This window comes from Rhodobacteraceae bacterium LMO-JJ12, from assembly GCA_021555075.1.
In the GTDB taxonomy this organism is placed as follows: Bacteria; Pseudomonadota; Alphaproteobacteria; order Rhodobacterales; family Rhodobacteraceae; genus JAKGBX01.
The window spans coordinates 1,325,634-1,338,653 of the sequence record JAKGBX010000001.1 but is presented as its reverse complement, the minus strand read 5'-3'; the positions used below and the strand labels follow the sequence as shown (position 1 = coordinate 1,338,653).

Annotated in this window: 11 protein-coding genes; 7 read left to right on the top strand and 4 right to left on the bottom strand. The window is 61.2% G+C overall.

The annotated features are described in order from the left end of the window. Nucleotides 1–149 precede the first annotated feature (149 nt). A complete protein-coding gene (locus LZG00_06425; protein ID MCF3593631.1) occupies nucleotides 150–1,799 on the bottom strand; it encodes an electron transfer flavoprotein-ubiquinone oxidoreductase in 1,650 nt (549 codons plus the stop codon). 299 nt (nucleotides 1,800–2,098) lie between these two features. On the opposite strand from LZG00_06425, the gene greA reads away from it, so the two are divergent. From greA to LZG00_06405, 4 genes are all read left to right on the top strand, one after another. After that, nucleotides 2,099–2,569, top strand: a complete 471-nt coding sequence (gene greA / locus LZG00_06420; protein ID MCF3593630.1) for a transcription elongation factor GreA — start codon at nucleotides 2,099–2,101, stop codon at nucleotides 2,567–2,569. Nucleotides 2,570–2,590: 21 nt separating this feature from the next. Beyond that, nucleotides 2,591–3,610 (top strand): hypothetical protein, encoded by a 1,020-nt coding sequence (locus tag LZG00_06415; protein MCF3593629.1) that lies wholly within the window; start codon nucleotides 2,591–2,593, stop codon nucleotides 3,608–3,610. A gap of 249 nt (nucleotides 3,611–3,859) precedes the next feature. After that, the gene (locus LZG00_06410; protein ID MCF3593628.1) at nucleotides 3,860–5,419 is read left to right on the top strand and encodes a Ppx/GppA family phosphatase; all 1,560 of its coding nucleotides are present in this window, start codon (nucleotides 3,860–3,862) and stop codon (nucleotides 5,417–5,419) included. 369 nt (nucleotides 5,420–5,788) lie between these two features. Continuing rightward, nucleotides 5,789–5,995, top strand: coding sequence for a cold-shock protein (locus tag LZG00_06405; GenBank protein ID MCF3593627.1), 207 nt, complete (start codon nucleotides 5,789–5,791; stop codon nucleotides 5,993–5,995). A 95-nt stretch (nucleotides 5,996–6,090) separates the two neighbouring features. On the opposite strand, the gene LZG00_06400 is transcribed toward LZG00_06405, so the two are convergent. Continuing rightward, nucleotides 6,091–6,774, bottom strand: a complete 684-nt coding sequence (locus tag LZG00_06400) for an arylesterase (protein MCF3593626.1) — start codon at nucleotides 6,772–6,774, stop codon at nucleotides 6,091–6,093. A 13-nt stretch (nucleotides 6,775–6,787) separates the two neighbouring features. On the opposite strand from LZG00_06400, the gene LZG00_06395 reads away from it, so the two are divergent. The 3 genes from LZG00_06395 to LZG00_06385 all read left to right on the top strand — a co-directional run bounded on the left by LZG00_06395 (nucleotide 6,788) and on the right by LZG00_06385 (nucleotide 11,007). After that, on the top strand, nucleotides 6,788–7,486 hold the full coding sequence (locus tag LZG00_06395) for an ATP-binding cassette domain-containing protein (protein MCF3593625.1): 699 nt from the start codon (nucleotides 6,788–6,790) through the stop codon (nucleotides 7,484–7,486). A 67-nt stretch (nucleotides 7,487–7,553) separates the two neighbouring features. Further along, nucleotides 7,554–10,070 carry an FtsX-like permease family protein gene (locus LZG00_06390; GenBank protein ID MCF3593624.1) on the top strand — a complete coding sequence of 839 codons (2,517 nt, stop codon included), beginning with the start codon at nucleotides 7,554–7,556 and terminating at the stop codon, nucleotides 10,068–10,070. A gap of 64 nt (nucleotides 10,071–10,134) precedes the next feature. Then, nucleotides 10,135–11,007: an inositol monophosphatase gene (locus LZG00_06385; GenBank protein MCF3593623.1), complete on the top strand. Its 873-nt coding sequence runs from the start codon at nucleotides 10,135–10,137 to the stop codon at nucleotides 11,005–11,007. Between the two features lie 98 nt (nucleotides 11,008–11,105). Here LZG00_06385 and LZG00_06380 read toward each other — a convergent pair whose 3' ends face one another. Further along, the gene (locus tag LZG00_06380; protein ID MCF3593622.1) at nucleotides 11,106–11,954 is read right to left on the bottom strand and encodes an alpha/beta hydrolase; all 849 of its coding nucleotides are present in this window, start codon (nucleotides 11,952–11,954) and stop codon (nucleotides 11,106–11,108) included. Next, on the bottom strand, nucleotides 11,951–13,018 hold the full coding sequence (locus LZG00_06375) for a branched-chain amino acid ABC transporter permease (protein MCF3593621.1): 1,068 nt from the start codon (nucleotides 13,016–13,018) through the stop codon (nucleotides 11,951–11,953). The genes LZG00_06380 and LZG00_06375 overlap by 4 nt, the downstream gene beginning before the upstream one ends. Nucleotides 13,019–13,020: the final 2 nt, after the last annotated feature.

Here is a 13,020-nt window from a genome sequence, read left to right as displayed (position 1 = left end):
ATAAAGTAACGTAACATCCAGTAAACGCAATGCGGCTTGGCCCCATACGCGGACATGTGATTGCGGTTTTGCAGTTTGGCGAACGCAAACGCCCGGCGCCATCAAGGCCACCGGGCGGTAAGAAAACACGTATTGGCCGGGTTGCGGCTTTACATATTGGGATAGTTCGGCCCGTCGCCACCCTGGGGAGTGGTCCAGTTGATGTTCTGGGGGGGATCCTTGATGTCACAGGTCTTGCAATGCACGCAGTTCTGGAAGTTGATGACGAAACGCGGCTCCGCCCCCTCTTCACGCACCACCTCATACACGCCGGCCGGGCAGTATCTTTGTGCCGGCTCGTCGTATTTCGGCAGGTTGACCCCGATCGGAATACTTTCGTCCTTGAGATGCAGATGACAGGGCTGGCTTTCTTCGTGGTTGGTAAAGGAAAACGCCACATTGGTCAGCCGATCAAAGCTGATCTTGCCATCGGGTTTGGGATAGTCGATCACCTTGTGCTTGTCCGCCAGCTCGGTCGCGGCGGCGTCGGTCTTGCCGTGTTTCATCGTGCCAAAGAGCGAGAAGCCAAGCGTGTTGGTCCACATGTCCAACCCACCCATGGCGAGGCTGGGCAACAGACCCCATTTCGACCACATCGGTTTGACATTGCGCACTTTCTTGAGGTCTTTGCCAATCGCCCCGTCGCGCACATCGGCTTCGTATTCGGTCAATTCATCGCCCGAACGCCCGGCTTGCAGAGCGGCAAATGCCGCCTCGGCCGCGGCCTTGCCCGAAAGCATCGCATTATGGTTGCCCTTGATGCGCGGCACATTGACCATGCCCACCGAACAGCCCAGAAGCGCCACGCCGGGCGCCACCATCTTGGGCATCGATTGCCAGCCGCCTTCAGAGATGGCGCGCGCACCGTAAGCCACGCGCTTGCCGCCTTCGAGGAGTTCGGCCACCATCGGATGATGCTTGAACCTCTGAAATTCCATATACGGAAACAGATGTGGATTCTTGTAGTTCAGGTGAACCACGAAACCCACGAAAACCTGATTGTTTTCAAGATGGTAAATGAATGAACCACCCCCGGCATTGCTGCCCAGCGGCCAGCCCATCGTGTGGGTGACCGTGCCGGGGCGATGCTTGGCCGGATCGACCTCCCAGATCTCTTTCATGCCAAGGCCATATTTCTGCGGCTCTTTTCCGGCCGAGAGATCGTATTTAGCAATCACCTCCTTGGCGAGGCTGCCGCGCACACCTTCAGAGAGGAAGGTGTATTTGCCATGCAATTCCATGCCGGGCTCATAGGACGGGCCGGGCGTGCCATCCGGATTCTTGCCAAACTCGCCAGCAACGACCCCCTTGATTCCACCCTTTTCGTCGTAAACCAGCTCGGAACAAGCCATTCCGGGGAACACTTCGACGCCAAGTTCCTCGGCCTGTTCTGCCATCCACCGGCAGACATTGCCCATCGACACGATGTAATTGCCGTGATTGTTCATCAACGGCGGCATTGGCCAGTTTGGCACACGAATGCCCCCGCCCTCGCCGAGCATATAGAAATTGTCGTGTTTGACCGGCGTGTTGAGCGGCGCGCCCTTCTCTTTCCAGTCAGGGAACAACGCTTCAAGCCCGCACGGGTCGAGAACTGCGCCTGAAAGGATATGCGCGCCCACTTCCGAGCCTTTCTCAAGAACAACAACCTGAAGATCAGCATCAAGTTGCTTGAGACGGATCGCGGCCGAAAGACCCGCAGGGCCAGCTCCAACGATGACCACGTCATATTCCATTGCTTCGCGTTCAATTTCCGACATCGGATGCATCCCTTATCACGCCACTCGGGTAAGAATGTTTCGCGCTTGATTACATGCTCATGCTGCATTGCGTCAATGACCACCCCGCGTAATGCTTCTGGAACAGGCGCGATAACTGATATTTTGAGGTCGCGATTGGGCTTTTTCCCGTGGGGTTCTGCTGATGAAACCTGCCCATTGCCTGCATCTTCGCTTTGGCCTATTGCATTGCGGTCTTCCTTGGGGACATTGTGATGCAATCGCGTTCTCTTAGAAACGCGTAAGCAAATTGGCCGAGCAAATATAACGGAACCGGTGCCATGGAAAAGATCCCGATGACACGCGCGGGTAATACCGCGTTGGAAACAGAACTGAAGCAGCTCAAGAGCGTCGAGCGCCCCGCCATCATCAGAGCGATTGCAGAAGCGCGCGAGCACGGCGATCTGAGTGAGAATGCCGAGTACCACTCGGCGCGCGAAAAGCAGAGCTTCATCGAGGGCCGCATCAAGGAACTCGAAGGGGTGCTTGGTCTTGCCGAAGTGATCGACCCGTCCAAGCTGTCCGGCGCGATCAAGTTTGGCGCCAGGGTAACGCTGGTTGACGAAGACACCGACGAAGAGAAGACTTGGCAAATCGTGGGCGAGCATGAGGCCAGCGTCGAGCAGGGTCTGCTCAACATCAAGTCCCCCATCGCGCGGGCACTGATCGGCAAGGACGAAGGCGACAGCGTCGAAGTCCGCACCCCCGGCGGTGATCGCAGCTATGAAATACTCAAGATCGAATATCGCTGAGGTGTGCCAAGAGGCCAATCCATGACCGACCCACAGGAGAGCCGCCCAACGCCGTTGGGCATCTATGACCGGCCCAGTCAACCTGTGCTCACGGCGATCGAATTCATCGCATTGGGCCTTTCGGCAGTATGGCTGATCGGCGCTGGTGTGTTCTTCATGTCGTTGCCCGAATCCACCCCCAGTCAGGACGACGGCCCGGACACGTTGCGTTTTATCATGACGATGCTGGCGATATTCATGCCGGTTGCAATGATCTGGGTCGCGGCGACTGCGGCACGGGCCTCGAAGGTCATGCGCGAAGAAAGCCGCCGGTTGCAGGGGGCGATTGATGCGATTCGACAAGCCTATGTCGCCCAGAACCAAGGCCGCGGCGCTGTTGTCGACAATTCGGTGGCAAAGAAGCTCGACGAGATTGCTGCCGCCCAGAAAAAGGCCGAAACGGCGCTGGCCATGTTCCAGTCGACCCGTGAAAGCAGCGCGGTTCGACCCGTGATACCGGCCCCCATTGCCTCGGGGTCCGAGGAACAGGTTGCCCTGCCTCTTGGCACCCGTGCCGAAGACATGGCGCCGCCGCTGTCGCGCGCCGATTTCATTCGGGCGATGAATTTCCCCGAAACGTCGGAAGACACCGAGGGCTTCTCGGCTTTGCGCAAGGCGCTCAAGGATCATCAGGCCAGCCAGCTTGTACGCGCCAGCCAGGATGTGCTGACTCTGCTGAGTCAGGACGGGATCTATATGGACGATCTGCGCCCGGACATGGCGCGCCCCGAAATCTGGCGTAAATTCGCCGCCGGAGAGCGTGGCCGGTCGGTTGCGGCCCTTGGCGGCGTGCGCGACCGTTCTTCCTTGGCGCTGGCGGCGGGCCGGATGCGCCAAGATTCGATTTTCCGCGACGCAGCGCATCATTTCCTGCGCAAGTTCGATCAGATCTTCACCGAATTTGCCGAATCGGGAAGCGACGCCGAGATTTCCGAACTGGCCGATACCCGCACCGCGCGCGCCTTCATGCTGTTGGGTCGGGTTGCGGGCACGTTCGATTGAGGCACCGCACCCCGCGTTAACCTAATACCGCGTTAACCTCTCCCCGCTCTCCCGGCAGCCAAGGGACAGCCGAATGTCAGACGCAGATCACTCCCTCGATTCGCCCCACCGGGGGCGCGTTAACCTGCCCGGGCGGGCGCCCCACATCTGGTTAAGGGGTGCGACGTCTCCGCCGCCGCGACAACGCAACGATTGACCAGCCCCGCCCCATTGCCTTAAAACACCTCTCAACGGCCCCCGGGGGATATGATGGACGGCGAAAACCAAGCAACATCAACCGATTGGGGGCATTTTGGCCGACCAATTTTTGAAGACCCCTCAGCGCGCGCACTTTCGCGCGTCGGTGTGGTCGATGTCGGCTCCAACTCGGTGCGCCTCGTGGTGTTTGATGGCGCCGCGCGCTCACCGGCCTATTTCTTTAACGAAAAGATCATGTGCGCCCTTGGTGACGGCCTTGCCGAAACCGGCCGCCTGAACCCCACCGGCCGCATCCGCGCCCTTTCTGCCATCCGTCGATTTCAGCGATTGGCCGAAGGCATGGCCACCGGCCCGCTCACCGCCGTGGCGACAGCCGCCGTCAGGGATGCCGAAGACGGCGGGGAATTCCGCGATCTGGTGGAAGAACAAACCGGCCTCAAGCTGCATGTCATCGACGGTCGCGAAGAAGCCCGCCTTTCTGCGCAGGGCGTGCTTCTGGGCTGGCCCGGCGCCTATGGTCTGGTCTGCGACATTGGCGGTGCCTCGATGGAACTGGCCGAAATCGGTGGCGGCAATGTCGGGCGCCGGGTTTCCTCGCGCCTCGGGCCGTTGCAACTGCGAAGCATCAAGGGCGGCAAGAAGGGCCGCAAAGCCCATATTCAGGCTGTATTGGCTGATTTGCACGCTGAAATGGGCGACCAGCACAATCGTCTTTTCCTCGTCGGCGGCTCTTGGCGCGCGATTGCCAAGATCGACATGGAACGGCGCGGCTATCCGCTGCATGTCCTGCACGAATACCGGATGAGCCGCAAAGTTGTCACCGCGACTGCCGACTACATTGCAAAAAGCGATATGGAAGAGCTGCGCCTGCGTTGCGGCATCAACGCCACGCGCATGGCGCTGGTGCCGATCGCGATCGAGGTATTGCACGAATTGGTCAAGACCTTCCGCCCCCGCGACATCGCCATCTCCTCCTATGGCATTCGTGAAGGCATGCTTTACGAACAAATGCCGCAACGCCTGCGCAACCGCGACCCTCTGATCGAGGCTTGCCGCTTTGCCGAAGCCAAGGATGCCCGCCTGCCCGGCTTCGGACGCACGCTTTATGATTTCATTTCGCCGCTGTTCAAATCGGCCACGCCCGAACGCAAACGCCTGATCAAGGCCGCCTGCCTGTTGCATGACGTCACCTGGCGCGCCCATCCCGACTACCGCGCCGAGCTTTGTTTTGACAACGCCACGCGTGCCAACCTCGGCGGGCTGCGCCACTCCGAGCGTGTCTTTTTGGGCCTGTCTCTGCTGCACCGCTACTCCAGTTCACGCAAGGGAACCCGGTTTGAACCGCAGTTCGAGTTGATCTCGCAAGAGGACCAGACCGCAGCCGAGGTGATCGGCAAGGCGATGCGGTTTGGCGCTATGTTGTGGCTCAAGAAAGATGCCGAACTTGGCCGCCTCAAGGTTTACCCAAAGAAGAAGATCCTTGAGTTAACATTGTCTGAACAGGCCGCGCCGCTCTTTGGTGAGGTGGCCGAAGCCCGCTTCAATTCCCTCGCCGCTGCGCTTTCGGCTCAGCCGGTCGTGCATATGCCGACCCAAAACGGCTCAAAATAGGGCAGACTCACAGGGTTTTCTTGAAACGCGCCCACCATTGATGTGACGCACCACGTTTCTCCCGAACCCTGTGCCAAATATAAGCGGAAACGCTTTATCACGCATGCGCCTCCGATTTGGGCCTGCCTCCCGCTTATCGTGCAATTGGTCCCAAATCACCCGCTATACGCGCAACTTTTTGCCTATCCGGCCATGACAACGCCCGTTGCAATAGTTTTTTCTTGATTTTTTTTGCGACCCCATTTCATATCGACCACGCGACGTTACCACTATCGACCACTGCTCCTACACGGCCAGTCAATCGATTCTGCACTGACTACGCCAACCCTGCAGCACTTCCGCGGGCAGGACTTAATAGGAGTAAAGACGATGGCAAATGGCACCGTCAAATGGTTCAACACCACCAAAGGTTATGGCTTCATCGCGCCCGAGACGGGCGGCAAAGACGTGTTCGTGCACATCTCGGCTGTCGAACGTTCGGGCCTGACCGGTCTGGCCGATGACCAGAAAGTTACCTTTGATATCGAACCCGGCCGCGATGGCCGCGAGTCCGCGATCAACATCGCCCTGGCCTGAGCCAACTGCGATAAGGTTTGCAAGGCGGGCGTCCATTTGGGCGCCCGTTTTCATTCAAGGCGTCGGCGCCAGGCCCGCGCGCGCCTTCACCAGAATCACTGCGCCCTGATCCGCGCAACCAACGCGCGCACCTCTGGACCAATCCCGCTCACGATCCGGCGCACTCCTTCGGCGTTCGGGTGAATCCCGTCGTCTTGCATGAAGCGCAGCACTTCAACCTGCCCTTCCCCCAGCCCGGCAAAGAAATCGGAATAGAGCGCTACGTCGAACTCCCGGGCCAGATCGGGCCAGATCGTCTCGAATGCCATCTTGTATTCGGACCCGTAATTCCCCGCGACCGGCATCCCGACAAGCAGAACTTCCAAGCCACGCGCCTGCGCCATCTCGACCATCTTTCGCAGGTTTTCGCGTGCCACGCCCGGATCGACTCCGCGCAGCATGTCATTGGCACCAAGCTCGATGATGATCCCCTGCGTTTCATCGCTCAACGCCCAGTCAAACCGCTCAAGCCCGCCCGACGTCGTATCCCCGGAAACGCCCGCATTGATGATCTCCACATCCTCGCCCTGCGCCGCCATCCATGCCCGCAAGACCGGCACGAAACCTTCTTCTTCGCGCAACCCGTACCCCGCAGTCAGACTGTCGCCCAACGCAACCAATTGCACTTTTTCCCTCGCCTCTGCGGCCGTCTGTCCTACCAGCAAACAGGCGAAAAACACTACCGCCAGCGTCTTGCGCATCATGCGCTTTACCCCATATGTCCTTGATATCTTAATCATCAGGCCTCTCAACATGTCCTCAGCAACACTGCTCTCCTTACAAGATGTGTCCTTGTCGCTCGATGGCAATGCGGGTCGTGTCGATATTCTCCATGGCATCACGCTTGAAGTAAACACCGGCGAGACGCTGGCGCTGATCGGGCCTTCCGGTTCGGGCAAATCGTCGCTCCTGATGTTGATGGGCGGGCTTGAGCGTGCCACCTCGGGGCATATCACCGCCCTGGACCAGGATCTGTCGGCCATGTCCGAAGATGCACTGGCCCGTTTCCGACGCGACAAGATGGGCGTTGTGTTTCAGTCGTTTCATTTAATCCCGACCATGACCGCGCTCGAAAACGTCGCCACACCGCTTGAGCTGGCAGGCCATCGCGACGCCTTCAAGCGTGCTGCCGAAGAACTCGCCGCCGTCGGCCTTGCCGCGCGCGCCGACCACTATCCCGCCCAACTTTCTGGCGGCGAACAACAGCGCGTCGCGCTGGCGCGTGCCGCTGCCCCGCGTCCGGCGATCTTTCTCGCCGATGAACCCACCGGCAATCTCGACAGCAATACCGGCAGCCAGATCATCGAACAGCTCTTTGCCCTGCGCGCGGCCCATGGCAGCACGCTGGTGCTGGTCACCCATGATCCCGCCCTTGCCGCGCGCTGCGACCGGGTGTTGCACCTCGCTGACGGGCGTATCACCGAAACCGCCATGACCGAGGCCGCACAATGATGCCGACCCTTCGCACAGGCCCGACCTTGCCCCGCCTTTCCACCCGATCCGTGACAAAGGCCCGCGCATGAGTCTTGCACAATCCGCCCGCATCGCGCGGCGCGAGCTGCGAGGCGGCTTGCGTGGCTTTGCCATCTTCCTGATCTGCCTGGCGCTTGGCGTGGCCGCTATTGCCGGTATCGGTTCGGTGCGCGCCGCGATCGAGGCCGGTTTGGCCCGCGAAGGGGCGGCCCTTCTTGGTGGCGACGCCGAAATCGAACTAACCTATCGCTTCGCCACCGATGAGGAGCTTGACTGGATCAAAACCAACAGCACGGCCCATTCCGAAATCGCCGATTTCCGCTCAATGGCCGCGTTTGGCGATGACAGCGCACTCACCCAGGTGAAATCCGTCGATTCTGCCTATCCGCTGCTTGGGCAGGTTCAGCTCGATCCGCCCATCCCCCTCTCAGAAGCCCTCGCAACCCAAGATGCCCTCCCCGGTGCCGTGATGGAGCGTATTCTGGCCGACCGTCTGGGCCTCACACCGGGCAGCGAATTTACCATTGGCGGCTTGCCCTTCCGCCTCTCTGCGATCCTCGTGCGCGAGCCCGACAATACCACCGGCGGCTTCGGCCTTGGCCCGCGCACCATAGTCGCCACCTCGGCGCTGAAAGACACGGCGCTGCTCTCTCCCGGCACGCTTTTTGAGACCAAATATCGCCTGACACTGCCGCCCGAAACCGACCTCGAAGCGCTCGAAGCCCAAGCCCGCAAAGCCCTCGATGGGTCCGGCATGCGTTGGCGTGACGCACGTAACGGCGCGCCCCGTGTCGCGGACTTTGTCGAACGTCTCTCCGCCTTCTTGATCCTTGTCGGTCTCTCGGGCCTCGCCGTTGGCGGTGTCGGCGTTTCGGCGGCGGTGCGCGCCTATCTCTCGGGCAAGACCGGCACAATCGCCACCCTACGCAGCCTTGGCGCCACCAACGCCACGATCTTCATGACCTACGCGCTTCAGATTGCCGCAATTTCCCTGGTCGGCATCGCCATCGGTCTCGTGCTCGGCGGGGTGATCCCCCTGCTCTTTGCGCCCCTGCTGCAAGCCCGCCTGCCGGTACCGGCTGTGTTCTCTCTCTACCCCGCGCCGCTGCTCGAAGCCGCGCTCTATGGCGCACTCACCGCCGCACTTTTCACCCTCTGGCCGCTCTCGCGGCTAGAGCGTATCCGCGCCGCCGCCCTGTTTCGCGATGCGTTTTCCGGCGCCCCCTCGCTGCCACGCGCCCGCTACATCCTGATAACTGCCCTGCTCCTCGCCGCCCTGATTGGCGCTGCGGCGCTATTCTCCGGCTCGCTCGCCCTCACCCTCTGGACCTTCGCCAGCCTCACGGCGTCGCTGGCCCTTCTCGCCCTCGCCTCGCTCGCGGTGCGCGCCCTTGCGCGCAGCCTGCGCCGTCTGTCGCGCGGCAAACCTGCGCTCAGATGGGCGCTCGCCGCGATTTCCAGCCCTGGCTCGGAAACCCTGCCCGTGGTTCTATCGCTCGGCCTCGGCCTGTCGGTCTTGGCGGCGGTGGGTCAGATTGATGGCAACCTGCGCGGTGCCATCGCGCGCGATCTGCCCAAGCAGGCCCCCTCCTATTTCCTGATCGACATCCGCAAGGATCAGATGCCCGACATCCTGTCGCGCCTTGGGTCCGATCCGGCAGTGTCTCAAATCGAAAGCGCCCCGATGCTGCGCGGCGTGCTTGCCCGTATCAATGGCCGCCCGGCGCGCGAAGTAGCGGGCGATCACTGGGTCGTGCGCGGCGATCGCGGCATCACCTATGCCGCCAGCCTGCCCGAAAACACACGCCTGACCGCTGGCGAATGGTGGCCCGAAGACTACACCGGCCCGCCACTGGTCAGCTTCGCCGAGGAAGAAGCCCTCGAAATGGGCCTCAAGCTTGGCGATACACTCACCATCAACGTGCTGGGCCGCGACATCACCGCAACCATCGCCTCGCTGCGCGCGGTCGATTTTTCCACTGCGGGCATGGGGTTCGTCATGGTGATGAACCCCGCCTCGGTCGCCGCCGCCCCGCATGGTTTCATCGCAACGATCTATGCCGACGCCGACGCAGAAGCGCGCATCATTCGCGACCTCTCGCGCGCCCATCCCAACATCACCGCGATCCGCGTCAAGGATGCCATCGCACGGGTTTCCGAGATGCTCTCGGCGCTCGCCGCCGCGACCGCTTGGGGCGCCTCGGCCACGCTGCTCACCGGTTTTCTGGTCCTGATCGGTGCCGCCGCTGCGGGGGCCTCCGCGCGCGCCCATGAGGCGGCGATCCTGAAAACGCTCGGGGCCACCCGGACACGTATCCTGTCAAGCTTCCTGTTGCGCGCCGCACTCCTCGGCCTTGCCGCCGGCAGCGTTGCCCTTGGTGCCGGGTTGATCAGCGCCTGGGCGGTCAGCCATTTCATCTTCGACACCGGGTTTGCGGTCATCTGGCCCGTCGGGATTGCCATCATCCTGGGCGGTGTCGCGGCCACGCTTGTTGCACAGGTCGGCTTTGCCACTCGCGCGTTGGCCTCACGCCCCGGCGCCATCTTGCGCGCGCGCGAATAAGCGCTTGCGGGCGCGCCCCGCCGATGGCATCCCGCCCCCAACTTCCGCAAGAAAGACGCTCGCCATGCCAAGCCAAACCCTGCCCCAGCCCGCCACACGCCTGACCGAGGCCCAACAATCCAGCCTGATCCAGATCGTTCGCCGCGCCGCCCGCGCCGAGATCCTGCCCCGCTTTCGCAACCTGACCGAAGGGCAGATTTCCGCCAAAACCGGCCCTTCGGATCTGGTGACCGAGGCCGACACCGCAGCCGAAGCAATGATCGCGCGTGCCATTCTGCGGCTGTTTCCCAATGCCACGGTGCTGGGCGAGGAAACGGCGGCCAACGATCCCAAATCGCGCGAAAAAGCTGGCGCCGCCGAGTTGGCCTTTATTATCGACCCAGTGGATGGCACGTGGAATTTTGCCCATGGCGTGCCGCTTTTTGGCGTCATTCTGGCTGCCACCCGCTTCGGGCGGCCGATCTTCGGGCTGCTTTATGACCCGATTACCGACGACTGGATCACCGCCACCGAAGACGGCCCCGCCCTGCAATCGGAAATCGCCACCCCCTCCAAACGGCTCGCCGCCTCGCAGGGTGGCGCGCTCGATACGCTTTCGGGTCTGGTCCATGTCTCGCTCATGTCGCCCGACCACCAGGCGGCCTTCGCGCCCCTGATCCCGGACTTCGCGCGCATCAGCTCGATGCGCTGTTCGTGCCATGAATACCGCCTGATGGCGCAGGGCGCGGTCGATTTCGTGCTCTCGGGCAAGCTCAACCCCTGGGACCACGCGGCGGGTGCCTTTATCTGCGCACAGGCTGGCGGTGTGTCGCGTTTCCTCGATGGCTCCGATTATGACATCCTGCGCACCGACGGCTTCCTCCTGAGCGCTCCGAACGAAGCAACATGGGGCGCGCTGCGCGACCATTTTGCACCCGTCTTGCTGGGCACAGACTGACCTCAGGGGGCACTGCTCCGAAACCCCAAGATGCTTTGGTCAATGGACACCGGGGCTGCGTGTCACTCTGTCAGACAATGGAAATGCCAAGCGCAGCTCTATCGCGTCAGATCACCCAAAATCGCGCGCACGCGAGCGATATCTTCCGCACGTGACAGAGTTGGTGCATGGCCACAATCCTCAAACCCGGTCGTGCCGGGGTGCGGACCCGAACCCGTCATCCTGTTCAGGATATCCTCGGTCAGCAGATCCGAGCGCACCCCATAGAACAGATGACAGGGCGTAGTGATCCGCTCCCAGCGATCCCATGTTGTCAATTCGCTCGGTGCAGCGGTCAATTGCTGAATGATCGCCGGATCGTAATGCAGCGTCAGCCGCCCATCAGCGCGCCGGCGCAAGGAACTGCGCGCCATCCTCTGCCAGAATTCGTCACTCGCGGGGCCAAACGGCGCATAGGCGTTGCGCAGCCATATCTCGGCCTTGGTGAAACTCTCGAAATGCGGCGGATTTCCGACGTAAGACATGATCCGCTCAACCGCCGCACCCGGCACTTCAGGTCCGATATCGTTGAGCAACAGACAGGTCAGCCTGTCGCGATACCCCCCCGAGGCTATACGCATACCGACCTGCCCCCCCATCGACGTGCCAAGCCATGCCGTGCGCTCAAGCCCATAGTGATCCATCAGGTCCGAGGCGATGCCAGTATAATATTCAATGGTATATTCCGCATCCGGGTTGGTCGACCAACTCGATCGACCGCGCCCGATCATGTCGGGGCACAGCACATGATACTCATCCGCCAGGCCCGCTGCCAGCTCATCAAAATCGCGCCCCGTGCGTGCCAGCCCGTGCATCATCATCAACGCTGGCGCGCCGGGATCGCCCCACTCGGTCACATGCACCTCATGGTCCATGACCGGGACAAAACGGAAGCGAGCGCCGCTCATATACGTTCACCTTTCGTGATCAGCGTGCCAACGATCCCTTTGGGAAAGAAATAGACCAGCAGGATGAAGATAATGCCGAGCCAGAACAGCCAGCGATCCGGGGCCAACAGCTCCGGCATCAGCGGAATACCTGCCACCGCATCTGACGCGACCGCCATGAGGTCGCGCAGATAATACTGCGCCATGACCAACAACACCGCCCCGATGACCGCACCCCACATGGTGCCCATGCCACCGATCACCACCATCAGCAAGATGTCGATCATGATATCAAACGACAGCGCCGTATCCGGCCCGGTATATTTCAGCCACACAGCATAAACCGACCCGGCCAGCGAGGCGACAACGGCCGACAGGCAAAACACGAAAGTACGATAGGCAACAACCCGATAGCCAATCGCCTCGGCGCGCGCCTCGTTTTCGCGGATCGCCTTCAACACGGTTCCCAGCGGCGACACGGTGATGCGCAACATGAGCATGAAAAGCGCCAGCGAGGTGAAAAAGACGAAGTAATACCCGGCAAGCTTGCCGTTCAGCCTGACCCCGAACCAGCGCACGACCTTGCCGTCTTCATCGACCATCAACTTGGTCGCGGTCTTGAACACATCTGGCGCGCGATAGGTGATGCCATCCTCGCCCCCGGTGATCTGGGAAAGCTGCGACGCCAGCACCAGAACGACCGACGCAGTGGCAAGGGTGATCATGGCAAAGAAAATCGCCTTGACGCGCAGGCTGATCAACCCAATCGCAGCCGCCACGACAAGCGAGACCAACACACCGGCAACCGTGCCAAGCGCCACTGCGTCCCAACCCGGCCCCATCTGTTTGAGCGCGATAGCAGAGCCATAAGCACCAAAACCGAAAAACATCGTATGGGCAAAACTGACGATGCCTGTATAGCCGATCAACAGATCATAGCTCGCCACCAGCACAATGAAGATGCAGATCCGTGCCGCCACCTCAAGCGCGCGCACATCCTGAAACAGGAACGGCGCGAACAGCAACATTGCGGCAATCACCAGCATGGTGGTTTTGATCGCAAGCGCGCCGTATGTGTCTTTCATCT

Coding starts and splice junctions, on each gene's coding strand:
- LZG00_06425 (MCF3593631.1), bottom strand. CDS start 1,799: ATGTCGGAAATTGAACGCGAAGCAATGGAATATGACGTGGTCATCGTT.
- greA (MCF3593630.1), top strand. CDS start 2,099: ATGGAAAAGATCCCGATGACACGCGCGGGTAATACCGCGTTGGAAACA.
- LZG00_06415 (MCF3593629.1), top strand. CDS start 2,591: ATGACCGACCCACAGGAGAGCCGCCCAACGCCGTTGGGCATCTATGAC.
- LZG00_06410 (MCF3593628.1), top strand. CDS start 3,860: ATGGACGGCGAAAACCAAGCAACATCAACCGATTGGGGGCATTTTGGC.
- LZG00_06405 (MCF3593627.1), top strand. CDS start 5,789: ATGGCAAATGGCACCGTCAAATGGTTCAACACCACCAAAGGTTATGGC.
- LZG00_06400 (MCF3593626.1), bottom strand. CDS start 6,774: ATGATTAAGATATCAAGGACATATGGGGTAAAGCGCATGATGCGCAAG.
- LZG00_06395 (MCF3593625.1), top strand. CDS start 6,788: ATGTCCTCAGCAACACTGCTCTCCTTACAAGATGTGTCCTTGTCGCTC.
- LZG00_06390 (MCF3593624.1), top strand. CDS start 7,554: ATGAGTCTTGCACAATCCGCCCGCATCGCGCGGCGCGAGCTGCGAGGC.
- LZG00_06385 (MCF3593623.1), top strand. CDS start 10,135: ATGCCAAGCCAAACCCTGCCCCAGCCCGCCACACGCCTGACCGAGGCC.
- LZG00_06380 (MCF3593622.1), bottom strand. CDS start 11,954: ATGAGCGGCGCTCGCTTCCGTTTTGTCCCGGTCATGGACCATGAGGTG.
- LZG00_06375 (MCF3593621.1), bottom strand. CDS start 13,018: ATGAAAGACACATACGGCGCGCTTGCGATCAAAACCACCATGCTGGTG.